Source organism: Streptacidiphilus melanogenes (assembly GCF_000787835.1).
Lineage (GTDB): Bacteria > Actinomycetota > Actinomycetes > Streptomycetales > Streptomycetaceae > Streptacidiphilus > Streptacidiphilus melanogenes.
Window position 1 is genome coordinate 1 of record NZ_BBPP01000017.1, and the last position, 26,340, is coordinate 26,340.

General features: G+C 71.8%; 22 protein-coding genes and 1 pseudogene. 13 read left to right on the top strand and 10 right to left on the bottom strand.

Going from position 1 to position 26,340, the window contains the following annotated elements; translation table 11 throughout:
- Positions 1 to 241: 241 nt before the first annotated feature.
- Positions 242 to 580 (top strand): hypothetical protein, encoded by a 339-nt coding sequence (locus TR49_RS19375; RefSeq protein ID WP_042383228.1) that lies wholly within the window; start codon positions 242 to 244, stop codon positions 578 to 580.
- A gap of 23 nt (positions 581 to 603) precedes the next feature.
- On the opposite strand, the gene TR49_RS19380 is transcribed toward TR49_RS19375, so the two are convergent.
- The 4 genes from TR49_RS19380 to hutH all read right to left on the bottom strand — a co-directional run bounded on the left by TR49_RS19380 (position 604) and on the right by hutH (position 5,770).
- A complete protein-coding gene (locus TR49_RS19380; protein WP_042383230.1) occupies positions 604 to 2,286 on the bottom strand; it encodes a TROVE domain-containing protein in 1,683 nt (560 codons plus the stop codon).
- A gap of 212 nt (positions 2,287 to 2,498) precedes the next feature.
- Entirely contained in the window at positions 2,499 to 3,053 is a 555-nt protein-coding gene (locus TR49_RS40105; protein WP_052434444.1) for a hypothetical protein, read from the bottom strand.
- 77 nt (positions 3,054 to 3,130) lie between these two features.
- The gene (locus TR49_RS19390) at positions 3,131 to 4,042 is read right to left on the bottom strand and encodes a MurR/RpiR family transcriptional regulator (protein ID WP_042383231.1); all 912 of its coding nucleotides are present in this window, start codon (positions 4,040 to 4,042) and stop codon (positions 3,131 to 3,133) included.
- A gap of 168 nt (positions 4,043 to 4,210) precedes the next feature.
- Positions 4,211 to 5,770 (bottom strand): histidine ammonia-lyase, encoded by a 1,560-nt coding sequence (gene hutH, locus TR49_RS19395; protein WP_042383232.1) that lies wholly within the window; start codon positions 5,768 to 5,770, stop codon positions 4,211 to 4,213.
- Between the two features lie 180 nt (positions 5,771 to 5,950).
- On the opposite strand from hutH, the gene fdhD reads away from it, so the two are divergent.
- Positions 5,951 to 6,796: a formate dehydrogenase accessory sulfurtransferase FdhD gene (gene fdhD / locus TR49_RS19400; RefSeq protein ID WP_042383233.1), complete on the top strand. Its 846-nt coding sequence runs from the start codon at positions 5,951 to 5,953 to the stop codon at positions 6,794 to 6,796.
- A gap of 563 nt (positions 6,797 to 7,359) precedes the next feature.
- Here fdhD and TR49_RS45705 read toward each other — a convergent pair.
- Positions 7,360 to 8,472 (bottom strand): annotated as a pseudogene (locus tag TR49_RS45705) (diguanylate cyclase domain-containing protein); the annotation flags it as partial.
- Positions 8,473 to 8,782: 310 nt separating this feature from the next.
- On the opposite strand from TR49_RS45705, the gene TR49_RS19410 reads away from it, so the two are divergent.
- The 4 genes from TR49_RS19410 (at position 8,783) to TR49_RS19425 (ending at position 14,386) form a co-directional block, all read left to right on the top strand.
- Positions 8,783 to 9,505: a WXG100-like domain-containing protein gene (locus TR49_RS19410; RefSeq protein ID WP_042383234.1), complete on the top strand. Its 723-nt coding sequence runs from the start codon at positions 8,783 to 8,785 to the stop codon at positions 9,503 to 9,505.
- 45 nt (positions 9,506 to 9,550) lie between these two features.
- Positions 9,551 to 13,288, top strand: a complete 3,738-nt coding sequence (locus tag TR49_RS19415) for an RHS repeat-associated core domain-containing protein (RefSeq protein ID WP_052434446.1) — start codon at positions 9,551 to 9,553, stop codon at positions 13,286 to 13,288.
- Entirely contained in the window at positions 13,288 to 13,644 is a 357-nt protein-coding gene (locus tag TR49_RS19420; RefSeq protein ID WP_042383235.1) for a hypothetical protein, read from the top strand. Before TR49_RS19415 ends, TR49_RS19420 begins: the two co-directional genes overlap by 1 nt.
- Before the next feature lie 127 nt (positions 13,645 to 13,771).
- A complete protein-coding gene (locus TR49_RS19425) occupies positions 13,772 to 14,386 on the top strand; it encodes a DUF4291 domain-containing protein (RefSeq protein WP_042383236.1) in 615 nt (204 codons plus the stop codon).
- Positions 14,387 to 14,416: 30 nt separating this feature from the next.
- On the opposite strand, the gene TR49_RS19430 is transcribed toward TR49_RS19425, so the two are convergent.
- The gene (locus TR49_RS19430) at positions 14,417 to 15,673 is read right to left on the bottom strand and encodes an adenylate/guanylate cyclase domain-containing protein (RefSeq protein ID WP_084725056.1); all 1,257 of its coding nucleotides are present in this window, start codon (positions 15,671 to 15,673) and stop codon (positions 14,417 to 14,419) included.
- Between the two features lie 87 nt (positions 15,674 to 15,760).
- Positions 15,761 to 16,642, bottom strand: a complete 882-nt coding sequence (locus TR49_RS19435; protein ID WP_042383237.1) for a biotin--[acetyl-CoA-carboxylase] ligase — start codon at positions 16,640 to 16,642, stop codon at positions 15,761 to 15,763.
- A 117-nt stretch (positions 16,643 to 16,759) separates the two neighbouring features.
- Here TR49_RS19435 and TR49_RS19440 point away from each other — a divergent pair, with 117 nt between their 5' ends.
- The 5 genes from TR49_RS19440 to TR49_RS19455 all read left to right on the top strand — a co-directional run bounded on the left by TR49_RS19440 (position 16,760) and on the right by TR49_RS19455 (position 20,351).
- Positions 16,760 to 18,355, top strand: coding sequence for an acyl-CoA carboxylase subunit beta (locus tag TR49_RS19440; protein ID WP_042383238.1), 1,596 nt, complete (start codon positions 16,760 to 16,762; stop codon positions 18,353 to 18,355).
- Between the two features lie 47 nt (positions 18,356 to 18,402).
- Positions 18,403 to 18,612 (top strand): acyl-CoA carboxylase subunit epsilon, encoded by a 210-nt coding sequence (locus TR49_RS19445; RefSeq protein ID WP_042383240.1) that lies wholly within the window; start codon positions 18,403 to 18,405, stop codon positions 18,610 to 18,612.
- Between the two features lie 138 nt (positions 18,613 to 18,750).
- Positions 18,751 to 18,876: a morphogenic membrane protein MmpB gene (gene mmpB, locus TR49_RS46435; protein WP_268874100.1), complete on the top strand. Its 126-nt coding sequence runs from the start codon at positions 18,751 to 18,753 to the stop codon at positions 18,874 to 18,876.
- 45 nt (positions 18,877 to 18,921) lie between these two features.
- Positions 18,922 to 19,524: a nucleoside triphosphate pyrophosphatase gene (locus TR49_RS19450; protein ID WP_042383241.1), complete on the top strand. Its 603-nt coding sequence runs from the start codon at positions 18,922 to 18,924 to the stop codon at positions 19,522 to 19,524.
- Positions 19,525 to 19,634: 110 nt separating this feature from the next.
- On the top strand, positions 19,635 to 20,351 hold the full coding sequence (locus tag TR49_RS19455; RefSeq protein WP_236653439.1) for a hypothetical protein: 717 nt from the start codon (positions 19,635 to 19,637) through the stop codon (positions 20,349 to 20,351).
- Here TR49_RS19455 and TR49_RS40115 read toward each other — a convergent pair.
- Complete coding sequence (locus TR49_RS40115; RefSeq protein WP_052434447.1) at positions 20,293 to 20,727, bottom strand: hypothetical protein; 435 nt, start codon at positions 20,725 to 20,727, stop codon at positions 20,293 to 20,295. The two genes, TR49_RS19455 and TR49_RS40115, sit on opposite strands and share 59 nt — an antisense overlap.
- Before the next feature lie 182 nt (positions 20,728 to 20,909).
- Between TR49_RS40115 and TR49_RS19465 the strand changes: the two genes are divergently transcribed.
- Together TR49_RS19465 and TR49_RS19470 are read left to right on the top strand one after the other, a co-directional pair.
- The gene (locus tag TR49_RS19465) at positions 20,910 to 22,685 is read left to right on the top strand and encodes an acetyl/propionyl/methylcrotonyl-CoA carboxylase subunit alpha (RefSeq protein ID WP_042383243.1); all 1,776 of its coding nucleotides are present in this window, start codon (positions 20,910 to 20,912) and stop codon (positions 22,683 to 22,685) included.
- 110 nt (positions 22,686 to 22,795) lie between these two features.
- The gene (locus tag TR49_RS19470) at positions 22,796 to 23,851 is read left to right on the top strand and encodes a bile acid:sodium symporter family protein (protein WP_063770133.1); all 1,056 of its coding nucleotides are present in this window, start codon (positions 22,796 to 22,798) and stop codon (positions 23,849 to 23,851) included.
- A gap of 2 nt (positions 23,852 to 23,853) precedes the next feature.
- On the opposite strand, the gene TR49_RS19475 is transcribed toward TR49_RS19470, so the two are convergent.
- Both TR49_RS19475 and TR49_RS19480 read right to left on the bottom strand, forming a co-directional pair.
- Positions 23,854 to 24,711: a DeoR/GlpR family DNA-binding transcription regulator gene (locus TR49_RS19475; RefSeq protein ID WP_439654117.1), complete on the bottom strand. Its 858-nt coding sequence runs from the start codon at positions 24,709 to 24,711 to the stop codon at positions 23,854 to 23,856.
- 172 nt (positions 24,712 to 24,883) lie between these two features.
- Positions 24,884 to 26,326: an NAD(P)H-quinone dehydrogenase gene (locus TR49_RS19480; RefSeq protein WP_042383245.1), complete on the bottom strand. Its 1,443-nt coding sequence runs from the start codon at positions 26,324 to 26,326 to the stop codon at positions 24,884 to 24,886.
- Positions 26,327 to 26,340 lie beyond the last annotated feature (14 nt).

Genomic DNA, 26,340 nt, shown 5'->3' on the forward strand with positions numbered 1-26,340 from the left:
CCGTGCGCGGGCCGCTCTGCTGCTGCGCCATGGTTCACGTCCTCTCGGTGCTCTGATCGAGGCTCTGGATAGTTTCATTCACTATCGATAAATCTGAATGTAGCCGTTCATTCCCCGCTCCACCAGAGCCCGTCGTCAAGGAGTCCGCCGAGAAGCCCGACGGAAGGTCTTCTTTGTCCGCTTTGTTACTGTTCGGCACCTATGCTGTCACGGACGAGCCACGCGTCGAGAGGAGACCCACGTGGGCCCGGTCGAGTTCCTGGTCCTGGCCTTCCCCGGTGGGCGCGTCGGCGAAGCGGTTCTCGGCCCACTCGACCGGCTGCGGCAGGCAGGCGGGGTCCGGGTGCTCGACGCACGCGAGCTGCGCCGCGGCGCGGACGGGGTCGCCACCGCCGAACCGGGCAAAGGTGGCCTGATCACCGACGAGGACGTGGAGGCGGCGCGGGAACTGCTGCACGGGGACGAGTCGGCGCTGCTGCTGCTCGTCGAGCACGTCTGGGCGGCCGAGCTCACCGCGGCGTTCGAGGCGCGGCGCGGGCGGGTCGCGGCGTCGGTCCGCGTGGCTCGCGAGGAGGACTGACCGGCAGGTCGGTCAGGTGGCGCTCATCCGCCCGCGGCGGCCGCCAGCGCCTCCCAGGGCCAGCGGTCGCCGTCGCCCGCCTCGATGAGCGGGACCAGGCGGAAGGCCGCGTCGCTCAGGCCGCCGAAGGTGTGCCGGTTCGGGCCGGAGGGAGCGTGGCCCACGCCGTATCCGGCGAGGTTCCAGGTGTAGGTCGGCACGTGCCCCGGGATTCCCCGGAAGACATGACCGCCCGGGGACCAGTGCGCCTGTTCGTCGGTCACCACGACGACGCGGTCGTGCTCGTCGTAGTGCCCGCTCACCGCCGCGGCGGTGTTGGTGCCGCCGAGGCTGCGGAAGCGGTCGACCGTCCGCAGCAGCGAGTCGCCGGGGCGCACCTCGACGCGATGGCTGTCGGTGCCGAACTCCACCAGGTCGGCGTGCTCGGCCCGCAGGGCCAGCGCGGTGCCGAAGACGGCCGCGGAGTCGGCGCGGTTGAGCTGGGTGTGCGCACTCGGTCGGTCGAACATCGACCCGGACCGGTCCACCAGGACCAGCGTCCGGCCCGGGAGTTCGGGCACGTTGGCGAGGGAGTGGAGGAGCGCCGTCTCCAGCGCCGTCTCCCAGCGGGACGACGGGACGCTTCGGTGCGCGGCGAGGAACCGGAACGGGAACTGCCGGGACCGGGCGACCTCGGCCGGGTCCGCGATCCGACGTGCGACCTCCTCGGCGGCCTCCGCACCGATCCCGGCCTCGTCGAAGTTGCGCAGGTTGCGGACCAGCGCCATGGGCCCCATCGAGGGGATCACCGCCTCCCACACCGCCGCGTCCAACGGGCCCTTCAGCCAGCCGGCCAGGGCCTCCCAGGTCATCCCGGCCGCGGCCAACCGCTGCGCGCCGCCGGGCGCGGTGACCACTGCGTACCGCTCCTCGGCCGGGACGTCGAGGAGGGCGTGGTGGGCCACCAGGAGCGGCTCCGCCGCGGGCGGCAGGGCGTGCCGGGGGCGGTGCCGCCGGTCCAGCGCGTAGCGGAACAGCGCCCCCTGCCAGGACCGGTCCGGCGCGGGCGCGGGGTGAGTCAGCTCCAGCACGTCGCCGAACCGGAAACCGCGCGCCTGTGTGTCGTACTTGAGCAGGGCCCGGCCCGTGTAAAGGCGGCACACCGCGTCGGCGACCCCGCGCTTGAGGGGCTGCGGCAGCCGCCGTCCGTAGCGGGACGTCCAGTAGGCGAGCAACTCGCCTGGCTCGTCCGGGCGTTGCAGGACGGCCTCGACGGCTTCCCGGGACCAGCCGGCCCGGCCCGCGTCGGTCCGCGCCCGGACGAACTCGGCCGCGCCGACGAGCGAGGCGGTCCGCATCTGCGCCTCACCGCGCAGCCAGCGAAGCAGGCCGAGGGTCCAGGCGGGGTCGGTCACGGCGAGCTCGCGCACCAGCCGCAGGTAGCGGTCGTCGCGGGAGCCCGCGCCCTCGTAGAAGCTGTGCCGACCGACCATGTTCGCGGCCGCGAGCAGGAACAACTCCTGCTTGGGCTCACGGACGTAGCCGACGCCGCCCTGGTGGTTGGCCACACGGAGCCGGGTGCGGACGGGATCGCCGGGGCCGGGGACCGGCCAGGTTCCGTGGACGGAGAGGGGTGAGTCCGCCCCGCTGCGGGTCAGACCTGGTACTTCGGACTGGATCTCGGCTCGTGCTTCGGTCTTGGCGCGCTGGCGGTTGAACCGGCTCACGCAGAAGTCCCCCAGGACGGGTGGGTCGTGCGCTCGTGCGCAGAGGTGTGGAAGCGTCCTCCGAGATCAGAAAGGGGCGCCGGTGGTCGTCGTTGTCAGGAAGTAACCGGGGCCGCGCGCATCGGAAGACGCACGGCAGAAACTACCGACGCCCGCCGCCGCACGCATCCGATTTTCCGGCCGACTGCTCCTACCGCTTCCGGCACGCTCGCTCAGCCGTGCACCACGGCCTTCACCTTGCCCGCGGCGGGGCCGGTGGTGACGAACTCCCCCACCGCGGCGCGGCGGCCGAACAGGCGGCCGTCGTCGGTGCGGGCCCACAGCAGCTTCTCCTCGCGGTGCTCCCAGCGCGCGAGCAGCAGCACGGACAACTGCACGCCGAGGCCGTAGCCGAGCACGCCGAGCGCCGCGGCGGGCCCGGCGAGGACGCCCAGCGCGGCGGTCACGCCGATGCCGACGAGCAGCCACAGGGCGTGCCCGCGAGCGAGCCGCTGCCGGGTCTCCTGCGGCGGCTCCAGCGTCACCGCGAACGCGGCCTTCGTCGCCGCGGCCGCACGCGCGGCGAACCACCGTCGGCGCTGGAGCAGTCCGGCCGCCAGGCCGGCCACGAACAGCGCGGCGCCGACCGACATCCCCCGCCCGAGCCCGGTCAGACTCGGAATGAGCAGCCCGGCCAACGCACCGACCGCTCCGATCCACATCAGTGTCCGCGCCACGGTTCCCCGGACGACCACGACCCGGGCGCGCGCATAGGTTCCACGCAGCATGGCGGGACGATAACTCCGCCGCATGAGAATTGTCTTGGGGTGTGCAGGCGGGAAATCACCGTCGGACGCTCCCCGCGTCACCCCATGAACAGGCCCCGCGTCGTGGCCTGCTGCTCGAACTCCTCCAGGCGCAGCACCGAGCCGGGCAGCTCGTCGCACATGGCCTGGAGCAGCACGCGTCCCAGCATCATCGGCGCGCACGCCGTGTCGAAGACGAGGCTGGAACCGACCGCCGCCGGCAGCAGCAGGTCCGAGACCGACGCGACGGGTGCGAAGGCGCTGTCGGCGACGGTGACGACGGTGAGCCCGGCGGCCTTGGCCGTGTTGAGGGCGTCGAGGAGCTCGCGCGGGTAGCGCGGCAGGGCGAAGCAGATCAGCGCGGTCGCGCCGGCGATCCGGGCCTGTTCGATACGGTCGAGCAGCAGCGAGCCGCCCTCGTCGAGCAGCCGCACGTCGGGGTGGACCTTGGCGGCGAAGTAGGCGAAGCCGTTCGCCTGGGCCGAGGCGGCGCGCAGGCCGAGGACGATCAGCGGCTGCGACGCGGCCAGCACCCGGGCGGCCTGCAGCACGGGCTCGGGGTCGGCCAGCACCGCGGCGAGGTGCTGCAGGTTGGCGATCTCGCTCAGCACGGCCTGCTGCTGCTCGTTGCGGACGATCTCGCCCGCCGTCTCGCGCACCCCGCCGACGCGCGCACCGGGCTCGCTGCCGGGTTCGGCCAGGCCGAGCTCGCGCAGGCGGCGGCGGAGCGCCGGGTAGCCGTCGAAGCCGAGGGCCACGGCGAAGCGGGTGACCGAGGGCTGGCTGACGCCGGCCAGCTCGGCCACCTCGACGCTGGACAGGAAGGGGGCCTCGGCGGCGTTGCGCACCAGGCAGTGCGCGATGCGCCGCTGAGTCGGCGTCAGCCGGTACCCCTCGAACAGGCGGAGCAGCCTGCTGGAGGGCCCGCTGCCCTGCGGGGCCTCCACCGACTGGGGCGGTGTCACGCTCATGTGCGCCTCCAGCGGGCGTGCAGGCGATTCAGTAGGTGCCGACTCTGCATGACCGCATGCAGAGTCGGCAAGTCCCTTCTCACCTGCCGGTACGGATCCGGACACATGGTCCGGAACGGTTGTTCGCCTGTCGTTCAGACGGGCGAATCAGCCCGGCCGGGGTGCCGGTCAGGCCAGCGGACCGGTGACCGTCTCGACCGCGGAGACGAGGCCGCCGCCGCGGACGAAGCGGTACGCGGCTTCGAGGTCGGGGGCGAGGAAGCGGTCCGAGCCCGGACCGCCGACGCCGGCCTCGCGGGCCGCGGCGATGGCGGCGGCCGTCGCCGGGGCGAGCGGGCTGCTGCCCTCGCCGGTGTGGCTGTAGGTGCGGATCTCCAGCGCGCGGGCCGAGGCGACCAGCTCGACGGCGAGCACGCGGGCGAGGTTCTCCACGGCCTGACGCAGCTTGCGTGCGGCGGACCAGCCCATGGAGACGTGGTCCTCCTGCATGGCCGAGGAGGGAATGGAGTCGACCGAGGCCGGGACGGCCAGCCGCTTGTTCTCGCTGACCAGCGCGGCCTGGGTGTACTGGGCGATCATCAGGCCGGAGTCGACGCCCGGGTCGTCCGCCAGGAACGGCGGCAGGCCGTGCGAGCGGTTCTTGTCCAGCAGCCGGTCGGTGCGGCGCTCGGCGATCGAGCCGAGGTCCGCCGCGGCGACGGCGAGGAAGTCGAGCACGTAGGCGACGGGCGCGCCGTGGAAGTTGCCGTTGGACTCCACGCGGCCGTCGGGCAGCACCACCGGGTTGTCGACCGCGGCGGCGAGCTCGCGGTCGGCGACCAGCTGGGCGTGCGTGAGGGTGTCCCGCCCGGCGCCGGCGACCTGCGGCGCGCAGCGGATGGAGTAGGCGTCCTGGACGCGCGGCGCGTCGTCCTGGTGGTGGCCGGTGAGGCCGGAGCCCTCCAGCACCTTCAGCATGTTGGCGGCGGAGGCGGCCTGGCCGGGGTGCGGGCGGATCGCGTGCAGCTCGGGCAGCAGCACGCGCTCGGTGCCGAGCAGCGCCTCCAGGGACATGGCGGCGGTGATGTCGGCGACGGTGAACAGGCGGCCGAGGTCCGCGATCGCCATCACCAGCATGCCGAGCATGCCGTCGGTGCCGTTGATGAGGGCCAGGCCCTCCTTCTCGGCGAGCTCGATCGGCTCGATGCCGTGCTCGGCCAGCAGCTCGCCCGCGTCGCGGACGGCGCCGTCGGGGCCGTAGGCGAGGCCCTCGCCCATCAGCGTCAGCGCGCAGTGCGAGAGCGGCGCGAGGTCGCCGGAGCAGCCGAGCGAGCCGAACTCGTGCACGACCGGCGTGATGTCGGCGTTGAGGATGGCCGCCATCGTCTCGGCGACGACCGGGCGGACGCCGGTGCGGCCGGAGGCGAGGGTCTTCAGACGCAGCAGCATCAGCGCGCGGGTGACCTCGCGCTCGACCTGCGGGCCCATGCCGGCCGCGTGCGAGCGGACCAGCGAGCGCTGCAGCTGGGCGCGCAGCTCCGGGCTGATGTGACGGACGGCCAGGGCGCCGAAGCCGGTGGACACCCCGTAGACCGGGCGCGGCTCGGCGGCGAGCGCGTCGATCCGCGCGCGAGACGCGGCCATCTCGGCCAGCGCGTCCCCGGAGAGCTCCACCTTGGCGTTGCCGCGCGCGACCGCGATGACGTCGGCCGGGCCCACGTTGGCCTTGCCGATGACGACGTTGTGCATATCCATATACGAAATCACATCATGTGAATGGCACTATGACAACAGGAGTCGTCGCGTGCTTCGCGGGCCTCTCCGTCACCGCTGCTCAGGCGGTTCCTCCCGGCACGGTGTTGAGTACGGTGGTCGGGATACACGCCGGACGAGGACCGCGCGGACGCGCGCGAACGAAGGAGGCCGACCATGGGCCGGGTGACCGAACGCCGCCGGGTGACCCGTCTGCGCGACGGGCGCCGCGACGCGCGTCCCGACGCGCTGGCCGCGGAGGAGCCCCTGGAGATCCGCGTCGGCGGTCGCGCGCTCACCGTCACCATGCGCACCCCCGGCCACGACTTCGACCTCGTCGCCGGCTACCTCGTCGCCGAGGGCATAGCCGCGACCGCGGACGACGTCCCGGCCCTGCGCTACTGCGCGGGCACGAACGCCGAGGGGATCAACACCTACAACGTCGTCGACGCCCGCGTGGCCCGCCCCGGGACCGTCCCGGTCTCCGCCTACCGCAACCTGCTGACGAGCAGCGCGTGCGGCCTCTGCGGCGCGGAGACGGTCGACGCCGTCCGCAAGCGGCTCCCCGCGACCCTCGCGGACGATCCGCTGACCGTCGCCGACGAGGTCCTCTTCTCCCTGCCCGACACCCTCCGCGCCTCCCAGCGCGCCTTCGACGCCACCGGCGGCCTCCACGCGGCGGGCCTGTTCACCGCCGACGGCCGCCTGCTCTGCCTGCGCGAGGACGTCGGCCGCCACAACGCCGTGGACAAGGTCATCGGCTGGGCCCTGCGGGAGGACCTGCTCCCGCTCCGCGGCCACCTGCTGATGGTGAGCGGGCGCGCCTCCTTCGAACTCGTCCAGAAGGCCGCGATGGCGGGCATCCCGCTCCTCGCCGCGGTCTCCGCCCCGAGCGCCCTCGCGGTGGACCTGGCGGACGAGGCCGGCATGACCCTCGTCGGCTTTCTCCGCGGCCGCAGCGCGAACCTCTACACCGGCGGCGAGCGGATCCTCTCCTCGAGCGAGGAACTCTCCGCCCGCTAGCGCCGGGTTCGAGGGGGATCGGGTCACGGGGGGCTGGCCGGGCCCTGGAGGGCGATGGCGACGAGGGCGCGGAGCGTCGGGCCGACGGCGGCGAAGGAGAGGGTGGACTCGTCCGCGAAGAGTTCCATCAGCCAGCCGCCGGCGGCGTTCGCGCCGCCCGCGGCGACCATCGCGCGGTAACCGCCGACCACGAGGACCGCCTCCTCCGCCGGGTCGTTGCCGGGGACGCCCGTCCGCAGGCCGAAGCTCCCGCCGCGGATCGCGAGCGCGGTCAGCGGATAGGCCTTGAGGTCGAAGACCGCATCCGGCGCCTCGTTCATCGCCCGCTGGACCTGGGCCCGGACACTGCCGGGCCCGCGGGTCATCCGGCGGACGCCGTAACCCGCGGTGTGCATCGTCGTGGAGCCGGGCGGCAGGTAGGAGACCCACCAGGCGACGGCGTCCAGCAGCTGGGAGACCGTATCCGCGACGGTCTCGAGGCGGGAGAACGTTCCGGCGGGGCCGGGGCCGTCGTCGAGCGCGGCCGTCACAGCCGCGAGGAGCTGGCCCGGATCGGCGGTGTGACGGGCCCCGCGGAAGCGCCGACGCTCGGTGCGGCGGCCGCCGCCTGGACGGACGCCGGAGTCGGCGAGACTCACCGTCGGGTCGGGAAGGCTGCCTCGTCCGGCGACGACGGGCTGCGCCGCCGGACCGGACTTGGCCCGGTACTGCGCGGCGTCGGCCAGTCGGAACAGCCGGTCGGAGGTGGTGACGGGCCCGATCGGGTCGCCGGTGGAGGCCACCCCGCAGGCGACGCCCTCCCCCTGATCGATCGTGAGCGCCTGCGCGCACAGCTCCTCCGCGACGCGCACCACCTCGTCCGCGCTCGGCCCGCTGGCGACCAGGCAGAACTCGTCGCCGCCGAGCCGCCCGGCCAGCGCGCCCGGCAGCATCGCGCCGCACAGCGAGAGCTGGTTGGCGAACTGCTCCAGCAGCCGGTCGCCGAACTCGTGGCCCTTCTCGTCGTTGACCCGCTTCAGGCCGTTGATGTCGCAGACGACGAGGGAGACGACGGTGCCGTCCAGGCGGTGCCGCTCCAGCGCGGCGTCGAGCCGGGCGTCGACGGCGCGGCGATTGGCGAGGCCGGTCAGCGGGTCGGTGAAGGCCAGGCGGCTGACCTCCTCCAGCCGCTCGCTCTGCGCGAGCCCGGCGGAGAGCTGCGCGGCGAGCACCGTCGCGAACGCCGCCTCGGCGTCGTCGAAGACGGGGCGGCCCGCGACCCGGGCCAGATACAGCTCACCCCAGGCCCGGCCGCCGAGGAGGATCGGCGCGACCAGGCAGCAGGCGCGTCCGCGCCGCCGCAGCGACGCGGCCCGTGCGCGGCAGTCGGGGCCGTTGGCGGCGCCGCCGTCCGCGCTCTGCACCCAGGCCCGCGGCAGCCCGTCCGGGGCGAAGATCTCGCCGAGGCCGCGCTGGGCCAGGAACTGCCCGATCTCCGGGTACTCGGCCAGCGGATAGGACTCGTCCTGCGGCAACTCCTCCTCGCCGGGCGCGAGCAGACCGTCGTTGACCAGCACCCGCAGCCGCCCGCGCTCGCGCTCCCACATGGAGATCGCGGCGAACTCCGCCGCCATGATCTCCCGCGCGCGCCCGGCCGCCACCTGCGCAGCCGCCCGGCCGTCCGGCGCCGCGGCCATCGCCTGGGCCAGCCCGACCACCGCGCGCAGCCGCGCGTCGGACGCACCGGAGTCGGGCGGAACCGGCGCGTTCGGCGGGGCGTCCTCACTGGCACTGGCCTGCACGGTGCTCCTCGTTCCTGGGTCGCGGCTCTTGAGCATCGAGACTACGGACATACAGGGCAAATACTACGCAGGCGAGCGATCACGGCCCTCGGTGCTTCCTCTCCGCCGGACGAACCAGGAGATGCGCTCTCGCCGTCCGACGCCGCTGCTACGGTGACAGGAACGCGACGCGATCCACTGGATCCGACGGTCACGGGGGGAAAGCATGGCCATCGAACTTCCGGGCGAAGTCGCTCAGTTCCTGCAGTTCATCGGCATCAACTGGCCGCAGATCAACGAGGACAAGGTCCGCGAGTTCGCCTCCCACGTCCGGGAGTTCGCCACGAACATCCAGGACACGCACCAGCAGGCGACCGGCACCGTCAGCGACATGAGCCAGCACTACCAGGGCAATTCGTACGAGCTGCTGGTCTCCAAGTGGGCCCACCTCTCCCAGGGCCACATGCAGGACCTGCTCGACGCCTGCCAGGTGCTCGCCACCGCGCTGGACGCGGGCGCGGACTACATCGTCGCCATGAAGCTGGACTGCATCGCCGAACTCATCGCCCTCGCCGCCAGTTTCATCGCGGACCAGGCCGCGGCCGTGGCGACCCTCGGCCTCGCCGAGGCCGCCGAGGCGCTGATCGTGGAGGCGGCCGAGAAGGCCGTCGACTTCCTGGAGCAGCAGCTGGTCCAGTACATCATCGGCCAGGTCATCGAGGCGGCGCTGACGCCGTTGCTGGGCGTCGTCGAGAAGGCCGTCGCGGGCATGACCTACTCGGCACTGGAGGACATGCTCGGCGTCAGCGGCAGCGGCCCGGGCGACGGCTTCATGATCCACCCGGACAACCTCAAGGCCCACGCCCAGCTCTTCGCCGTCCACGCGGAGACGGTGCAGGGCCACGCACAGGTCCTGAGCGGCCGGCTCGCGGGGATGAGCTTCGAGTAGTCCGAACAACACGAGCCGAACCGACGAAGACGGGACCACGGGGGAATGAGCGAGATCGCGCAGGCGGTCGGAGACGCGGCGAAGAAGGCGGAGCAGGGCCTCGCCCAGGACTTCAGCAAGGCCTACCACTCCATCCTCAAGGACACCGAGGAGAAGACCACCCAGGTCGCCGAGCACGCCGCGGAGAACGAGGCGAAGACCGTCGACGACCTCGGCAAGTCGGCCGAGCACGCCGGCACCACCCCGCACGACCCGCACGCGCCCTCCGGCGGCGGCCCGTCCTCCAGCCCGGGCGAGGGCGGCGGCCCGGAGGGCGGCGCCGGCCGTGAGCAGGTCCAGGACCCGCACGACGCCGGCCGCACCGAGGACGCCGTCTGCGGCGGCGGTGAGCCGGTCGACATGGCGACGGGCCGGATGTACATCGACCAGGTCGACGCCTCCCTGCCGGGCTCGCTGCCGCTGCTGTTCACCCGCAACTTCGAGTCCGGCTACCGGGCCGGGCGCTGGATGGGCCGTCGCTGGGTCTGCACCTTCGACGAACGCCTGGAGATCGACGCCGAGGGCGTCGTCCACATCCGCGCCGACCGGGTCACCCAGGCGTACCCGCATCCCGAGCCCGGCGAGCCCGTCCAGGCCTCGGCGGGCGACCGACGCCTCCTGGGCGTCGACGCCCGCGGCCGCCTCTACACCGTGACCGAACCGGGCACCGGCCTGGTCCGCGAGTTCACCGTCCAGGCGGACGGGGCGACGGCCCTGCTCACCCGCGTCCGGGACCGCTCCGGCCGCCACTACGACCTGGAGTACGACGGCGCCGGTACCCCGCTGGCCATCCAGCACTCCGGCGGCTACCGGCTCCTGGTGACGACGGACCGCGACCGCATCACCGCCCTCCTCCTGGCGGGAGCCGCCCCGGACGGCGGCGACCAGGAACTGCTGCGCTACGCCTACGGCGAGGACGGCAACCTCACCGAGGTCTACAACTCCTCCAGCCTGCCGATGCGGTTCACCTACGACGCCTGGGACCGCGTCACCTCCTGGACGGACCGCAACAACAGCCGCTACTGGTACGTCTACGACAGCCGGGGCCGGGTCGTCGACGAGGGCGGCGAGGACGACTCGCTTCGCTTCACCTTCCACTACGGGGAGCCCGATCCGGCCACCGGCCTGCGCGTCCACACGGAGACCAACGCCCTCGGCTACGCGACGCGGTACCACATCAACGACCGCCACCAAGTCGTCGCGATCGTCGACCCGTTGGGCAACGCCACCCGCTACGAGCGAGACCGGTTCGACCGCCTCCTCAGCGAGACCGACCCCCTCGGGCGCACCACGCGCTACGAATACGACGGCGCCGGCGACCTCACCACCGTCATCCGCCCGGACGGCGAACGCACCACCGCCGAGTACGCGGGCGAGCTCAGCCTCCCCACCCGCATCGTCGAACCGGGCGGCGCGGTGCTGCTCCGGACGTACGACGAGGCGGGGCGCCGGACCTCGGCAACGGACCCGCTCGGGGCGGTGACCCGGTACACCTACGACGAGCGCGGCCATCTGTCCGGAATCGACCACCGGACGGGCGGATCCAGCCAGGTTCACTGTGACGCAGCCGGACTCCCCGTGCTGGTCTCGTCCCCCTCCGGAGAGACGACGCGATACCTGCGCGACGCGTTCGGCCGGGTTCGCCGGATCACGGACGGTCTCGGCCACGCCACATCCCTGGACTGGACGGTCGAGGGACATCTTGCCCGTCGAACAGCCCAGGACGGCTCCACGCAACTCTGGTCGTACGACCCTGAAGGCAACTGTCTGACTCACACGGACGAGACGGGCGCGACCACTCGGTCCGAGTACACGCACTTCGAAACCCTGTCCGCCCGGACCGAGCCTGACGGCACTCGCATGAGTCTCCGTCACGACGCGCACATGCAACTCGTCGCCGCCACCGACGCGCGCGGACGGACCTGGAGCTACACCTACGACGCTGCCGGTCGACTCGTCCAGGAGCAGGACTTCGAGGGCCGCGAGACGCGGTACGTCCGCGACGCCGCCGGCCAGATCGTCGGGCGGACCGATCCGCAGGGCCGGCGGACGGAGTTCTCCTACGACCTGCTCGGCCGCGTGATCGGGAAGGTCCATGGCGGCGACCGGCTCACCCGGTTCCGGTACGACCCACGCGGGCACCTCCTGCAGGCCACGAACTCCGATGCGGACATTCGACGGTCCGTGGACGCCCTTGGCAATCTTCTGAGCGAAACGGTCAACGGACGCGAACTGAGGCTCACGCGCGACGCCGTGGGGCGGCGGCTCTCACGCCGGACTCCGGGAGGCAACACCAGCACCTGGACGTACGACGCCACGGGACGCCCCGCCCATCTCGCAACCCCTGGCGGCCGGCTGGACTTCACCTTCGATGCGCGCGGGTACGAGGTCGTGCGCGAGATCGACCATCGGTTGCAACTGTCCAGTTCCTGGGACTCCTCGGGCCGGCTGGCAGAACAGAGCATGGCCGTCCGGCTCGACGAGGGCGGGCTCTCGACCCTCCAGGCGCGCGGGTACAGCTATCGCGCGGACGGGAGCCTCCAAGGTGTGGCGGACCAGCGCTCCGGCGAGCAGGCGTTCGAACTCGACGAGGTCGGCCGGGTCACGGCCGCACACTCCCAGCGGCGCACCGAGCGATGCGCCTACGACGCCAACGGCTCCCCTCTCTACCAGCATGTGACCTACCACCATGACGGCTGTGGTCGCGTGATCCGCCGCGAGGTGGCTGCCGCTGACGCCGGGCCCCCTACGGCCTGGGTCTACACCTGGGACGACGCCGACCGGCTGACGGATGTGGAGACTCCCGACGGGAGTCGCTGGCATTACCGCTACGACGCCTTCGGTCGACGGATCAGCAAGGAACGCGTCCTGCCCGGCGGCGCCACGGCCGAGACCACCGACTTCACCTGGGACTCGTCCACCCTCGTCGAACAGACCACCCAGGCCGACTACCTACCGGGGCCGCACACCCTCACCTGGGACCACCTCGGCCGTCATCCGCTCGCGCAGACCGAGCATCTCCTGGTCGGCGACCGCACGACCCGGCGGTTCTTCGCCGCGATGACCGACCTCGTGGGGACGCCGACCGAACTGTTCGACGTCGCCGGGGGAAAGCTCGCCTGGCGAGCCTCGTCGCGCATCTGGGGAGGAACCGCCTGGCCTGCCGGCGCCGACACGTACACGCCGCTCCGCTTTCCGGGCCAGTACTTCGACCCGGAATCCCGACTGCACTACAACTACCATCGCTACTACGACCCCGAGACCGCCCGCTACCTCTCTCCGGATCCGCTGGGCCTGGCGCCCGGCCCCGACCCGTATGCCTACGTGCGCAACCCGCACGTCTGGCTCGACCCGCTCGGCCTTTCTCCTCATCCCCCCGGGCCCGGCTTCATCGCCTCGGCGGATGGCGTCGCCGTCCCGAAGAGCGCCGCGGAGTTCGAGCAGGGGCTCCAGGCGGCGGTCGACGCCGGCGAGCCTGGATTCGGCACGTTCGCGACCAAGTCCGCAGGTACCGGTTTCGAACTCCCGGACGGCAGCCGCGTGCGGATCATGCAGCCTCAGGCGGGGGCCAACGGCGCCGGCCTCCGCGCGTCGTTCACCAACGGTTCGGACGCGCCGATCAGCCCGTTCACCGGGAAGCCCGTACAGCCCCCGAAGGGGGTCCAGGTCCCCCCGAACATGACCCCCAAGCAGTTCAACAAGGAATACGTACGATCCCGGACCCACGTAGAACTGGAACCGTAGTGGACCCCCTCCTCGCCGACGCCTCATCACATCTGCCGCTCACCGTCACCACGGTCACGCCGGACCCCGACGGGGTTCTGGTCGGTGGCGCCGAGTGGCACTATCGCATCAACACCGACTGGCGCCTGGAAGGTCCGGGTTCCGAGGGAGAGACGCTCGACTCGCTCATCGGGCACCGGGTCGCGGCCCTCTCCCTGGAAACCCACGGGGAGTACCGGGACCTGCTCCTCGTCTTCGACGACGGTCGCTCACTCACGGCTGTCAGCGACTTCCCGTACGGTGAGTGGATCTTCTCGATCACGGATCCTCAGGCAGAGCATGACCTGCCTGTCTTCGACCTCTCCGGTCCGTGCTGAAGGCCGCCGACTTCATCGCGGAGACCGTGGCCACGGGCCGGATCAACAGAGTCGGCAACGGGACCCCGCGCTCCGGACCCCGGAATCCGTTCGACGAAGCCACGGCGCGGCTGCTTCGCTTCTCGCCATGGAAATGGAAGCCCGGCCCCTGCGACAGATCCGAGCCGCCTATGACGACGATGCCCTGACCGTCTATCAGGCCTACTCCCCCGCCATCGCCGACCCCGCGCTCGAGGCCGGGACGTTCGTCGCGCCGTTCAGGCGGGAGCGGATGACGTGGATCAAGCCGTCGTTCCGCTGGATGATGTACCGCTCGGGGTGGGGCGAGAAGCCGGGGCAGGAGCGGGTGCTGGCCGTGCGGATCAGGCGGAGCGGGTTCGAGTGGGCGCTCGCGCATGCGTGTCTGAGCCACTACGACCGCAAGCGGCACGACTCCGCCGCCGAGTGGAAGCAACTGCTGCGCGAGAGCCCCGTGCGGATCCAGTGGGATCCCGAGCGCTCCACGAACCAGCAGGAGCTCCCCCACCGCGCGATCCAGATCGGCCTGACCGGCGAGGCCGTCCGCCGCTACGTGGACGAGTGGATCGTCGGCATCACGGACGTGACCGCGCTCGCACACGAGACCCACGCTCTCGTCCGCGCGGGCGAGGCAGGGAAGGCGGATGCTCTCCTCCCCGCCGAAATCCCCTACCCGCTCCCCGAGCCCCTCCGCGCCCGCATCGGCGCGAGCGAGCAGGCGTGAGAAGGACGACGGACTGAACGGCCCAGCGGCTCACGCGCCCGGGGTGCGGCGGGAGAGGAGCCAGGGTTCGACCAGGCCGAGGCCGCGGACCGGGCGGCGCCACATGGGTTGGAGGGAGAAGCGGTACTCCGCGTCCGGCAGGGGTGGTTGGACGTGCTGGCCCTCGCTGGAGGCGGGGGTGACGCCGACCGAGGAGATGGTCTGCAGGGCGTCCGTTCCGCCCTCCTCCGAAGGGGGGACCGCGCCCTCGCGTTCCAGCGCGCCGGCGAGTTCCTCGTCGCACAGCACCGCGTCCTTCGGGGCGATCGAGGTGAGGCGGGACGCCAGGTTCACCGTCGTGCCGAAGACGTCGCCCATGCGTGTGGTCACCGTGCCGAAGGCGATGCCGACCCGGAGGGCCGGCATCGAGTCGTCCTTGCCGAGCGTCTCCACCAGGGCGAGTCCGATGTCGCCCGCCGTCGCCGCCTCGTCCGCGACGAAGAGGATCTCGTCGCCGAGGGTCTTGACCAGGCGTCCGCCGCGACCGGCCACCAGATCCGCGCAGGTGGTCTCGAAGTTCTCGACCAGTTCGCCGAGTTCGTCGTCCTCCAGACGGCGGGACAGACGCGTGAAGCCGACCAGGTCGGCGAAGCCGACCGCAAGACGGCCGCTCTGCATCTCCTCGTCGTTCTCCGCCTGGACGACCCGGCCGGTGACGGCCGCCAGCTGACGGCGCCAGACGTAGATGAGGAACTGCTCCAGCTCCGGCAGCAGCAGCTCGACCAGCGGGTAGGCGACCTCGGCCCGGGTCAGGCCCGGCTCGGAGGCGGAGGTGAGGTGCTCAAGGAAGGTGTCGATCTGCCACTCCGCCAGCCGGGCGGTCGTCTGGCCGGTGGAGCGGGCGACCTGGATGGCCATCCGCTCGCTCAGCAGACCCGCCTCGACCATGCCCGCGAGTCGGCGCAGCGCGATGACGTCGGTCTCCGTCAGCGCGCGGGACTGGCCGATGTCGGCGAAGCCCATGGCGCGCCAGAAGCGGGAGGCGAGCTCCATGGAGACGCCGGCGGCGCGGGCCGCCTGGTAGGGGGTGTACTGGCGCTCCGAGTCCAGGATCAGCTGTTCCAGCTGCAGGGCCACGGAGTCGCGGTGGTGCTGCTCAGCACCGAGTCGATCCCGCTCCCGTTCCCGGTCGCCCACCTGTTCGCCGTCCCGTCCGTCCTTGTGACGCACCCGTGCCCCCGCGACGGGCGTGTCCTTGCTCACACCTCGCCCAGTGATACTCGCACGGAATGGGCCTGTCCGGAGCATCCGCCCCGGTGAGAACCCACGCGCTGGAAACTCACACGCCGGAATACACACGCCCCGGCTCACACGCCCCGGCTGGGGCTCCCCGGCTCACGCGCCCCGCACGTGGATCACGTCGCCCGCGGAGACGGCGTGCTCCGCGCCGCTCGGCTCGCGCAGCACCAGCCGGCCGAGGTCGTCGACGTCGACAGCCTCGCCGACCACCTGCGTGTCGCCGGGCAGCAGCACCCGCACGTGCTTGCCGATGGTCGCGCACTGGGAGAGGTACGCCTCGCGCAGCCGCGTCGCGGTCGGGTCGCCGCCGTCCGCGCACCACTCCTGGTACAGCTCGGAGAAGGTGCGCAGCAGCTCGCGCAGCAGGATCTCGCGGTCCGTCACGGCCGCCTGAGCCAGCGCCAGCGAACCCGCCGTCGGCACCGGCAGCTCGCTCTCACGCAGGGTGACGTTGACGCCCATGCCCGCGATCACCGCGCGCCCGTTGTCGGCCAGCTCGGTGAGGATGCCGCCGACCTTGCGTTCCTCCTTGCCCACGGTGACCAGCAGGTCGTTCGGCCACTTCAGTCGCACCTGGGTCTCCGCCGCGCGCGTGAGCGCGCTGGCCGCGGCGACGCCGACCAGCAGCGGCAGCCAGCTCCAGTTGTCCCGCGGCACGCCCGCGTCACTCGGACGGAGCAACGCGGACAGGAAGATCCCCGAGCGGGGCGGCGCGGACCAGCTGCGGTCGAGCCGGCCCTTGCCGTGGGTCTGGACCTCGGCGACCAGCACCGCGCCCTCCGGAGCGCCCTTGGCGGCGAGATTCGCCAGGTCGACGTTGGTCGAGCCGGTCTCGGTGACGACGTCGACACTGTTCCACAGCGCGCCGAGCCGCCCCGGGTCGCGGTTCAGCTGCGCGGCCCGCAGCGGCGGGCGGTCAAGGTCACTCCAGGGGGATTCGCTCACGACACCTAGCGTATGACCCCTGTCACTCGCCATATCCGAGGCAGGCCGTCGTGGCTAACCTACTGATCGGAAACCCACCCGTTGGTGCCGCGCGTATCCCCTTGCTGGAACGCCAGCGGTACTACCCCTCCTGACGGGAGCCGCCCACCCATGTCCTCCGCCGACCACGCCAACGCCGACGTGGACATCCACACCACCGCCGGCAAGATCGCCGACCTGCGCCGCCGCATCGACGAGGCGGTCCACTCGGGTTCGGCGCGAGCCGTGGAGAAGCAGCACGCCAAGGGCAAGATGACGGCCCGTGAGCGGGTGCGTCAGCTGCTGGACGAGGACTCCTTCGTCGAGTTCGACGAGTTCGCCCGGCACCGCTCCACCAACTTCGGCCAGGAGAAGAACCGCCCCTACGGCGACGGCGTGGTGACCGGTTACGGCACCGTCGACGGCCGTCAGGTCGCGGTCTTCGCCCAGGACTTCACCGTCTTCGGCGGGTCCCTCGGCGAGGTCTTCGGCGAGAAGATCGTCAAGGTGATGGACTTCGCCCTGAAGACCGGCTGCCCGATGATCGGCATCAACGACTCCGGCGGCGCCCGCATCCAGGAGGGCGTGGCCTCGCTCGGCCTCTACGGCGAGATCTTCCGCCGCAACGTGCTGGCCTCCGGCGTGATCCCGCAGATCTCGCTGATCATGGGCCCCTGCGCGGGCGGCGCGGTCTACTCTCCCGCGATCACGGACTTCATCGTGATGGCCGACCAGACCTCGCACATGTTCATCACCGGCCCGGACGTCATCAAGACGGTCACCGGCGAGGACGTCGGCATGGAGGAGCTGGGCGGCGCCCGGGCCCACAACTCCAAGTCGGGCGTGGCGCACCACATGGCCTCGGACGAGAAGGAGGCCATCGAGTACGTCAAGGCGCTCCTGTCCTACCTGCCGTCGAACAACCTGGAGGAGCCGCCTGCGTTCCCGGAGGAGGCGGACCTCGCCACCACCGCCGAGGACGAGGAGCTGGACGCGATCGTCCCGGACTCGGCCAACCAGCCGTACGACATGCACAAGGTCATCGAGCACGTGCTCGACGACGGCGAGTTCCTGGAGACGCAGTCCCTGTTCGCGCCGAACATCCTGACCGGCTTCGGTCGCGTCGAGGGTCACCCGGTCGGCGTCGTCGCCAACCAGCCGATGCAGTTCGCCGGCTGCCTGGACATCGACGCCTCCGAGAAGGCCTCCCGCTTCGTGCGGACCTGTGACGCGTTCAACATCCCGGTGCTGACCTTCGTCGACGTCCCCGGCTTCCTGCCCGGCACGGACCAGGAGTGGGACGGCATCATCCGCCGCGGCGCCAAGCTGATCTACGCCTACGCCGAGGCGACCGTCCCGCTGATCACGGTCATCACCCGCAAGGCCTTCGGCGGCGCGTACGACGTCATGGGCTCCAAGCACCTGGGCGCGGACCTCAACCTGGCCTGGCCGACGGCGCAGATCGCCGTCATGGGCGCGCAGGGCGCGGTGGGCATCCTGCACCGCAGCACCATCGCCGCGGCCGACGACCCGGAGACGAAGCGGGCCGAGCTGATGCAGGACTACGAGGACACCCTGCTCAACCCGTACATCGCGGCCGAGCGCGGCTACGTCGACGCGGTGGTCCTGCCCTCGGAGACCCGCCAGCACATCGTCAGGGGCCTGCGCGCGCTGCGCAACAAGCGCGAGACCCTGCCGCCGAAGAAGCACGGCAACATCCCGCTGTAACCGCCCGTCGTCGGCTTGTCGCAAGTCGGAAGAGAGGTACCGGCCTGATGGCCCCTATCCGCGTGCTGCACGGGCAGCCCAACCCCGAGGAGCTCGCCGCCGTCCTGGCGGTGGTCTCGGCCCGGGCGGCAGCCGGCGCCGCTGCCGCCCCGGAGCAGTCCCGCGCCGACGTCTGGCGCGACCGCGCGGCCCTGGTGCGGCGGATGCCCCACCCGGGCCCGAACGCCTGGCGCACCTCCGCCTGGGCCGGCCGCTGAGGTCCTGCCCGCACCGGCGCAGAACAGCCCCTGTGGTCCGTCCGCGGACGGACCACAGGGGCTGGTTCACGGCACCGGCGGGCAAGTTGAGTACGCGTACTCATGCACCGCCGCAGGCCCGCGGCGCACAGTTGACGCGTGCTCTGGTCAGATCCCACGGACGACACCCCGGCGGAAGCGGCCCGCATCCGCGGGCTGCTCCGGCGGGTCGGCATCCTCATCGCCCTGTGCATGTCCCTGGCGATGATCGTGGTCATGGTCTGAGAACCGCCTTCCGGCCGGACACGCGGAGCCCTCTACCCTGGTGGCATGACCAGCCCGAAGCGCACGCTCGTCCTCGCCTCCGCCTCCCCCGCGCGCCTCGGCCTGCTGCGGCAGGCCGGCCTGGACCCGAAGGTGATCGTCAGCGGCGTCGACGAGGACGCGCTTTCCGCGCCCACGCCGGCGGAGCTCGCGCTGGTCCTCGCCGAGGCGAAGGCGGCCGCTGTCGCCGCCGCGCTGGCCGACGGCGAGCTCGTCGTCGGCTGCGACTCCGTCCTGGAGCTGGACGGCAAGGCTCTGGGCAAGCCGTCCGACGCCACCGACGCCCGCGCCCGCTGGACGTCCATGCGCGGCCGCAGCGGCGTCCTTCAGACGGGCCACTGCGTCATCGACACCCGTACCGGCGCCCGCGCGTCGGCGACGGCCTCCACCACGGTCCACTTCGGCACCCCCGACGACGCGGAGATCGACGCCTACGTCGCCTCCGGCGAGCCGCTCCACGTCGCCGGTGCCTTCACCCTGGACGGCCGCAGCGCCCCGTTCGTCGACCGCATCGAGGGCGACCACGGCAACGTCATCGGCCTGTCACTTCCGTTGCTGCGCAGGCTCCTGGCCGAGGTCGACGTGAGGATCACCGACCTCTGGGCGTGAACCCGCCGGTAGGGCATGCTCTCTGTCGGAATCCCGGATTCGGTCCGGCGCGACTTCTGCTCGGGGGCAGGCCAGTGAACAGCGGCGACATATGGAACATCGTGCTCGGGGTGACCTCCAGCGCCGTCAGCGCAGCGCTCGCGTGGCTGCTGCAGGCGCTGTTGAGGCGTCGGCGACTGGACCGGAAGCGCGCGTTCTTCGGTCTGCGCAGCGGTGGCAACGCGCTGCTCGTCGTGCCGCGCAAGGCGGGCTCCGCGGACGGCGACCGCATCGTCGCGCAGAACGACGTCTACGGGCTGATGGAGCTCTCCGCCCTGGTGTACGAGTGCGGCGCCCAGTACACCGTGCTGCCCGCCAACCAGATCCGCCAAGGGATCGGTGACCGCGCCGAGTTCTGCATCGGCGGACCCGTCGCCAACGAGCGGACGGCCGCGCACCTGAAGCTGAAGTTCCCCGGCTTCTCCCACTTCGCGGAGTGGGAGGTCACCAAGACCAACGAGTTCGTCATCGGCGGCACCCACTACGCGCGCGAGGCGGGGGTGGCCGACTACGTGCTGCTCGCCCGGGTCGCGGTCGGCGCGCAGGGGCTGCCGACGTTCCTGATCTGCGGTCAGACCGCCGTGTCGAACCTCGCCGGAGTACGCCATCTTCGTCGCGCGTACCGTGAGTTGAGTCACAAGCACGGTGCGGTCGGCACCTTCGCACTGCTCTTCAAGGTGCTCCAGCCGGACAACTACGGATCCGACGTCGTCGAGTTCGTGGCGGATGTCACGAAGCCGGCGCAGCAGGCACCGGCGCCTGCTGCGGCGACGGTCGCGTCGGAGTGAAGAACATCAGGACAAGAAGCGTCAACGTGAGGGCGACGACCAGGAAGGTCCACACCCCCGAAAGGGCCAGCATCAACGCCGCCAGCACGCCGTGGAAGACCGCCGCGGCGATCAGCAGGAAACGGGTGGGCCGCCCGAACGGGCGGTCCTGAGCGCCCACCGCCACGCGGATCAGCACGCCCGCGACCAGCAGCAGGAAGACCGCCTGCAGGCCGAGGCCCACGTACGAGGCGTCGGCGATCGCCGTGTACGACACGCCCGCGAACTGCATGTGCTGCTTGTGCGCCACCGCGCCGAGCAACAGGGCCGCCAGCAGCGAGACGCCCGCCTCCAGCACCAGCAGGACCGTCGCCGATATCGCCGTCCATCTCCGCATGGGCGCACCTTACTGAGTAGTAGTCAACGGCGGAAGAGGTGTGCTCAACCCCGCCACAACCCGGACGGCGTACCGTGGAAAGCACTGCTCACCCTGCGTGTGGGCAAGGTCACCACCGGAACGGACTCGTGGGTACACCTCGCGATTCCCTAGACTCTCCGGGGTTCAAGAAGGGAGCCATTGTGCGCAAGGTGCTCATCGCCAACCGCGGAGAAATCGCTGTCCGCGTCGCCCGTGCCTGCCGCGATGCCGGGATCGCCAGCGTCGCCGTCTACGCCGAGCCTGACCGGGACGCGTTGCACGTCCGCGCTGCCGACGAGGCCTTCGCTCTCGGTGGCGACACGCCGGCAAGCAGCTATCTGGACATCGCGAAGGTACTGAAGGCCGCAGCCGACTCGGGCGCGGACGCCATCCACCCGGGCTACGGCTTTCTCTCCGAGAACGCCGACTTCGCCCAGGCCGTCCTGGACGCGGGTCTGATCTGGATCGGGCCGCCGCCGCAGGCCATCCGTGACCTCGGTGACAAGGTCACCGCCCGTCACGTCGCCCAGCGCGCCGGTGCGCCGCTGGTCGCCGGCACGCCGGACCCGGTCTCCGGCCCGGACGAGGTCGTCGCGTTCGCCCAGGAGCACGGCCTGCCGATCGCCATCAAGGCCGCCTTCGGCGGTGGCGGTCGCGGCCTGAAGGTCGCCCGCACGCTCGAGGAGATCCCCGAGCTGTACGAGTCCGCCGTCCGCGAGGCCGTCGCCGCCTTCGGCCGCGGCGAGTGCTTCGTCGAGCGCTACCTCGACAAGCCGCGCCACGTCGAGACCCAGTGCCTCGCCGACCAGCACGGCAACGTGGTCGTCGTCTCCACCCGTGACTGCTCGCTGCAGCGCCGCCACCAGAAGCTCGTCGAGGAGGCCCCCGCGCCGTTCCTCAGCGAGGCGCAGGTCGCGGAGCTGTACCGGGCCTCCAAGGCCATCCTGAAGGAGGCCGGCTACGTCGGCGCCGGAACCTGCGAGTTCCTCGTCGCCAACGACGGCACCATCTCCTTCCTCGAGGTCAACACCCGCCTCCAGGTCGAGCACCCGGTCTCCGAGGAGGTCACCGGCATCGACCTCGTGCGCGAGATGTTCCGCATCGCCGACGGCGAGCCGCTGGGCTACGACGACCCGGAGCTGCGCGGCCACTCCTTCGAGTTCCGCATCAACGGCGAGGACCCGGGCCGCGGCTTCCTGCCGGCCCCCGGGACGGTCACCCTGTTCGCCCCGCCGTCCGGCCCCGGCGTCCGCCTGGACTCCGGTGTCGAGTCCGGCAGCGTCATCGGCCCGGCCTGGGACTCCCTGCTGGCCAAGCTCGTCGTCACCGGCGCCACCCGCAAGCAGGCGCTGCAGCGCGCCGCCCGCGCGCTGGCCGAGTTCAACGTCGAGGGCATGGCCACCGCCATCCCGTTCCACCGCGCGGTGGTCGTCGACCCGGCGTTCGCACCCGAGCTCACCGGCAGCGACGCGCCGTTCACGGTCTTCACCCGCTGGATCGAGACCGAGTTCGACAACACCATCCCCCCGTTCGCCGGCGCCGGCGCCGGCGAGGAGGAGGGCGAGGGCGGCCGCGAGACCGTCGTCGTCGAGGTCGGCGGCAAGCGCATCGAGGTCTCCCTCCCGGCCGGTCTCGGCGTCGCCTCGGCGGCCCCGGCCAAGGCCGCGGCGGGCAAGGCCAAGCGCCGCGCCGTCTCCGGCAAGGGCGGCTCCGCCGTCTCCGGTGACACCCTCGCCTCGCCGATGCAGGGCACCATCGTCAAGGTCGCCGTCGAGGAGGGCCAGACCGTCGCCGAGGGCGACCTGGTCGTCGTCCTCGAGGCGATGAAGATGGAGCAGCCGCTCAACGCCCACAAGGCGGGCACCGTCGTCGGCATCACCGCCGAGGTCGGCGCCACGGTCACCTCCGGCGCGGTGATCTGCGAGATCAAGGACTGAGCTCGCTGATACCCCGGCGCCACGGCACCACGTCGACGCCCGTCCCGGCCCTGCGCAACGCGCTCGGCCGGGCGGGCGTCGACCCGTATCTGCTGGCGATCCTCTCGACCGTGGGCCTCGCTGCGCTGGTCCCGGCCCGGGGCGGCGCCGCGCACGCGGTGTCGGTCGCCACCGAGGTCGCGATCGGCCTGCTGTTCTTCCTGTACGGCGCGCGGCTCTCGCCGAGGGCCGCCCTGGACGGCGCTAAGCAGTGGCGCCTGCACCTGGCGATCATGCTTGCCACCTTCGCCCTCTTCCCGCTGCTCGGCGTCGCCGCGCAGGCGCTGACCGCGCCCGTGCTGGGCGCGTCGCTGGCGAAGGGCGTGCTCTTCCTGACGCTGCTGCCCTCCACGGTGCAGTCCTCGATCGCGTTCACCTCGATCGCGGGCGGCAACGTCGCCGCGGCAGTCTGCGCGGCCTCCTTCTCCAGCCTCATCGGCATCGTCCTGACACCACTGCTCACGGCATGGCTGATGGGCGGCAGCGCCCGCATCGACGCCGGCTCGGCGGTGGACCTGCTGCTGCAGCTGCTGCTGCCGTTCCTGGTGGGCCAGCTCTCGCGCCGCTGGATCGCCGGGTGGATATCCCGGCACAGGCCCGCGCTGACGCTGGTCGACCGGGGGTCGATCCTGCTGGTCGTCTACAGCGCGTTCTCCGAGGGCATGGTGGACGGCGTCTGGTCCTCGCTCTCCCTGGCGCGGTTGGCCCTGCTGCTGGGGGTGTGCCTGGCGCTGCTCCTCGCGGTTCTCGGCGTCACGACACTCGCGGGCAGGCGGTTGGGCTTCTCCCGCGAGGACCGGATCGTGCTGATCTTCTGCGGCAGCAAGAAGAGCCTGGCCAGTGGCCTGCCCATGGCCGCCGTGCTGTTCCCCGCCTCAGCGGTGAGCCTCACGGTGCTACCGCTCATGCTCTTCCATCAGATCCAGTTGATGGCCTGCACTGTCATCGCGCGTCGGATGCAGACTCAGGGGCGCGAGGCTCTGCTCCACAACGGCGTGCGCGACAAGCCACCCACGAGGTCGGTCCCCGAACGCGCAGGGCCATCCTCCCCCAGCCTTCGGCCGGGGGTACCCCCATCGGGTGATGTCTCGCGCACGCAGTCATCGGGCAGAGCCCCGCGCCCCTGAGGTCACCTCCTGCCGGAGGCCACCGGCACGGGGCCCCTGCGCTGCCCTGGGAACGTCGCCGGCCGGCGCGGGGCGTCCTGGGGGGATGACGCCGGGAAGCTGTTCGTCGGGGGTGTCAGCGGGGCCAGCTGGACCTGGACGCCGCAGTCCGCCAGGGCGTCCAGCTCGCGGGCCGCGGGCTCGACCAGCGTCGCCTGCTCGTCCGTGACGAGGTGGGTGATCGCCTCGCTCGCGACGGTCTGGAACATGGTGTCGTTGCCGAGCTTGCTGTGGTCCGCCAGGACCACGACCTCCGCCGCCGCGTTGACCAGCGCGCGGTCGACGGACGCGCTCAGCATGTTCGTCGTGGACAGGCCGCGCTCCGCACTCAGCCCGCTGCCGGAGATGAAGGCGCGGGTGACCCGCAGACCCTGCAGGGACTGCTCGGCGCCGCTGCCCACCAGGGCGTAGTTGGACCCGCGCAGCGTCCCCCCGGTCATCACCACCTCGACGCGGTTGGCGTGCGCCAGCGCCTGGGCGACCAGCAGGGAGTTGGTCACGACGGTGAGGCCCGGGACCCGGGCCAACCGACGCGCAAGCTCCTGCGTGGTGGTGCCGGCGCCGACGACGATGGCGTCACCCTCGGCGACCATGGTCGCGGCGAGGTCGGCGATGGCGCTCTTCTCGGCGGCGGCGAGGTGAGTCTTCTGGGGGTATCCGGGCTCTCGGGAGAATCCGCCGGGGAGCACCGCGCCCCCGTGCCGGCGGTCGAGCAAGCCCTCGGCCTCCAGGGCGCGTACGTCTCGGCGTACGGTCACCTCGGAGGTCTGGACGACGCGGGCGAGCTCCCGGAGCGAGACCGCTCCGTTTGCTCGCACCATTTCGAGGATCAACTGACGACGTTCTGCTGCGAACACGAAACAGACGGTAACGTGCACGACCGTTAGCTTTCAGGCGATTGCGCCTACTTGCCCAAAACGTCCGCAGCGGACCGGCGCACACCTCTACACTGTGCGCCGCACATCTGGCGCGGCGCGCTCCCCGAACGCGCCGTCAGCTCTCCTCTGCGCGCTTGCGCACGTGCAACTGACGGGCTGCCTCGGCGATCGAACCCGACACGGACGGGTAGACCGTGAAGGCGTTGGCGATCTGCTCGACCGTCAGGTTCAGGTCCACGGCCAGCGAGATCGGGTGGATCAGCTCGCTCGCCTTCGGGGCCACCACGACGCCGCCGACCACGATGCCGGTGCCGGGGCGGCAGTAGAGCTTCACGAAGCCGTCGCGGATGCCCTGCATCTTCGCGCGCGCGTTGCTGCGCAGCGGCAGCTTGACGCAGACGGCGTCCATCTTCCCGCACTCGACGTCCGCGGCGCTGTAGCCGACGGTGGCGATCTCGGGGTCGGTGAAGACGTTGGAGGAGACCGTCTTCAGGTTGAGCGGCGCCACCGCGTCGCCGAGCGCGTGGTACATCGCGATGCGGCCCTGCATGGCCGCGACGGAGGCCAGCGGCAGCACGCCGGTGACGTCGCCCGCGGCGTAGACGCCGGGCGCGGAGGTGCGGGAGACCCGGTCGACCTTGATGTGCCCGGAGTCGGAGGTCTTCACCCCGGCCGCCTCCAGGCCCAGGCCCTCGGAGTTGGGGATCGAGCCGACCGCCATCAAGCAGTGCGAGCCGGTGATGACCCGGCCGTCGGAGAGGGTGACCTCGACCTTGTCGCCGACCCGGCGCGCGGACTCGGCGCGGGAGCGGCCCATGACGTTCATGCCGCGGCGGCGGAAGACGTCCTCCAGGACGGTGGCGGCGTCCGGGTCCTCGCCGGGCAGCACGCGGTCGCGGCTGGAGACCAGGGTGACCTTGGAGCCGAGCGCCTGGTACGCGCCGGCGAACTCGGCGCCGGTGACGCCGGAGCCGACCACGATGAGCTCCTCGGGAAGCTCCTCCAGGTTGTAGACCTGGGTCCAGGTCAGGATCCGCTCGCCGTCGGGCTCGGCGTCCGGCAGTTCGCGCGGGTGGGTGCCGGTGGCCAGCAGCACGACGTCGGCGCGCAGCTCGTGGCTCTCCCCCTCGGCGGTGTCGACGATGACGGCCCGCGAGCCGTCGAGCGCCTGCCCGCCCTCCAGGCGGCCGGACCCGCGCACCACGGTGACTCCCGCGCGGGTGACGGACTGGGTGATGTCGTGCGACTGGGCGACCGCGAGCCGCTTCACGCGTCGGTTGACCTTGCCGAGGTCGACGCCGATGAAGCGTTCCTTCGCGGCGCTCTCGCCGTCCGCGACGACGATGCCGAGCTCCTCGTAGGAGCTGTCGAAGGTGGTCATCACCTCAGCCGTCGCGATCAGCGTCTTCGAGGGGACGCAGTCGGTGAGCACCGCGGCGCCGCCGAGGCCGTCGCGGTCGACGATGGTCACCTCCGCGCCGAGTTGCGAGGCGACCAGCGCCGCCTCGTAGCCACCAGGTCCGCCACCGATGATCACAATCCGAGTCACGTACCCCATTGTCCCGCACAACC

Excerpts from the sequence above, each read along its gene's own strand:
- TR49_RS40105 (WP_052434444.1), bottom strand. The coding sequence starts at position 3,053 with ATGCTGCGTGGAACCTATGCGCGCGCCCGGGTCGTGGTCGTCCGGGGA.
- TR49_RS19390 (WP_042383231.1), bottom strand. The coding sequence starts at position 4,042 with ATGAGCGTGACACCGCCCCAGTCGGTGGAGGCCCCGCAGGGCAGCGGG.
- hutH (WP_042383232.1), bottom strand. The coding sequence starts at position 5,770 with ATGCACAACGTCGTCATCGGCAAGGCCAACGTGGGCCCGGCCGACGTC.
- fdhD (WP_042383233.1), top strand. The coding sequence starts at position 5,951 with ATGGGCCGGGTGACCGAACGCCGCCGGGTGACCCGTCTGCGCGACGGG.
- TR49_RS19410 (WP_042383234.1), top strand. The coding sequence starts at position 8,783 with ATGGCCATCGAACTTCCGGGCGAAGTCGCTCAGTTCCTGCAGTTCATC.
- TR49_RS19415 (WP_052434446.1), top strand. The coding sequence starts at position 9,551 with ATGAGCGAGATCGCGCAGGCGGTCGGAGACGCGGCGAAGAAGGCGGAG.
- TR49_RS19425 (WP_042383236.1), top strand. The coding sequence starts at position 13,772 with ATGGAAATGGAAGCCCGGCCCCTGCGACAGATCCGAGCCGCCTATGAC.
- TR49_RS19430 (WP_084725056.1), bottom strand. The coding sequence starts at position 15,673 with ATGCTCCGGACAGGCCCATTCCGTGCGAGTATCACTGGGCGAGGTGTG.
- TR49_RS19435 (WP_042383237.1), bottom strand. The coding sequence starts at position 16,642 with ATGGCGAGTGACAGGGGTCATACGCTAGGTGTCGTGAGCGAATCCCCC.
- TR49_RS19440 (WP_042383238.1), top strand. The coding sequence starts at position 16,760 with ATGTCCTCCGCCGACCACGCCAACGCCGACGTGGACATCCACACCACC.
- TR49_RS19445 (WP_042383240.1), top strand. The coding sequence starts at position 18,403 with ATGGCCCCTATCCGCGTGCTGCACGGGCAGCCCAACCCCGAGGAGCTC.
- TR49_RS19450 (WP_042383241.1), top strand. The coding sequence starts at position 18,922 with ATGACCAGCCCGAAGCGCACGCTCGTCCTCGCCTCCGCCTCCCCCGCG.
- TR49_RS40115 (WP_052434447.1), bottom strand. The coding sequence starts at position 20,727 with ATGCGGAGATGGACGGCGATATCGGCGACGGTCCTGCTGGTGCTGGAG.
- TR49_RS19475 (WP_439654117.1), bottom strand. The coding sequence starts at position 24,711 with ATGGTGCGAGCAAACGGAGCGGTCTCGCTCCGGGAGCTCGCCCGCGTC.
- TR49_RS19480 (WP_042383245.1), bottom strand. The coding sequence starts at position 26,326 with ATGGGGTACGTGACTCGGATTGTGATCATCGGTGGCGGACCTGGTGGC.